At 53.5% G+C, this 1436-nt stretch carries 1 protein-coding gene and 1 pseudogene; one reads left to right on the top strand and one right to left on the bottom strand.

What is annotated here, in order from left to right; translation table 11 throughout:
* Window positions 1-91 precede the first annotated feature (91 nt).
* A protein-coding gene (locus FEK46_RS23130; protein ID WP_135559896.1) for an IS3 family transposase occupies window positions 92-1299 on the top strand; the annotation gives its coding sequence in 2 pieces (ribosomal slippage) (window positions 92-413 and window positions 413-1299; 1209 coding nt in all).
* A 27-nt stretch (window positions 1300-1326) separates the two neighbouring features.
* Here the strand turns inward: FEK46_RS23130 and FEK46_RS23125 are convergent.
* Window positions 1327-1436 (bottom strand): annotated as a pseudogene (locus FEK46_RS23125) (porin); the annotation flags it as partial.

The raw sequence follows: 1436 nt of genomic DNA, 5'->3' as shown, positions 1-1436 counted from the left end.
TGATGTAGCCCCCAGAAACACCGGACAGTAGCTGTATCTCCAGATAAGAGATAGGCTTGAATATATGTCTAACACTAACGCCAATTTTGAGATGACCGGGATCCTGTTAGGGCAAGAAGTCCGTAAACGTAAAACTCCTCAGGAGAAAATCGCCATTATCCAGCAGACGATGGAGCCGGGTATGAATGTCTCCCATGTCGCCCGCCTGCATGGTATCCAGCCCAGCCTGCTGTTTAAATGGAAGAAGCAATATCAGGAAGGCAGCCTCACCGCCGTTGCGGCCGGAGAGGAAGTCGTTCCTGCTTCTGAGCTTACAGCTGCTCTGAAGCAGGTCCGGGAGCTTCAGCGCCTTCTGGGCAAGAAGACGATGGAAGTTGAGATCCTGAAAGAAGCTGTGGAGTACGGCCAGTCGCGAAAATGGATAGCGCACGCGCCCTTGTTGCCAAAGGACGGGGAATAGCCCTGGTCAGCCGCACCATGGGCGTGTCGCGTGCGCAGCTGTCACTGCGAGTTAACCGTTCTGCCGACTGGCAGGACAGGCGCTGTAACCGGCGTAATGACGAAGCAGACGCTGAAATACTGACGGATATCCTCGATATCATCAGCGATATGCCGAGTTATGGTTATCGACGCGTGTGGGGCATCCTGCGCAAGCAACGTCGCACTGAGGGAGAGCCACCGGTGAACGCCAAACGACTTTACAGGATAATGAGCGAGCATAACCTGTTGTTGTTGCATGACAAACCAGAGCGACCGAAGCGTGAACACAAGGGAAAAATCGCGGTGGCAGAAAGCGATATGCGCTGGTGTTCAGACGGCTTCGAGTTCGGCTGCGACAACGGTGAAAAACTGCGGGTGACGTTCGCGCTGGACTGCTGCGACAGAGAGGCCATAGACTGGGCAGCGAGCACGGGAGGCTACGACAGTTCGACCGTACAGGATGTGATGCTGAGGTCGGTGGAAAAGCGCTTCGGCGACAGGTTGCCGGACACACCAGTGCAGTGGTTGACGGATAACGGTTCAGCGTATACTGCGCATGAAACGCGGAGGTTCGCCAGAGAGCTGAATCTTGAGCCCTGTACAACAGCGGTGAGCAGTCCGCAGAGTAATGGCATGGCCGAACGGTTCGTGAAGACGATGAAAGAAGACTATATCGCGTTCATGCCAAAACCGGATGTGAGAACAGCCCTGCAAAACCTTGCAGCAGCGTTCACGCATTACAATGAAAACCACCCGCACAGCGCGCTGGGATATTACTCTCCGAGGGAATACCGGCGGCAGCGGGCATCGTTAACTTAAGATACAAAAGCGGTCCGGAGATAGCGGGTCAAGATCATTGATTTTATAATCAACATAGGTGGACATGTTTTTGTTGAAATAATATGTTGCGCCAACGTCGGCGTATTTAACCAGATCTTTATCGCCATCAGTACCGA

The sequence above is a fragment of the Escherichia sp. E4736 genome (assembly GCF_005781225.1).
GTDB lineage: Bacteria > Pseudomonadota > Gammaproteobacteria > Enterobacterales > Enterobacteriaceae > Escherichia.
The sequence above is the reverse complement of the archived record's forward strand: the minus strand, read 5'-3'. Positions and strand labels throughout refer to the sequence as shown.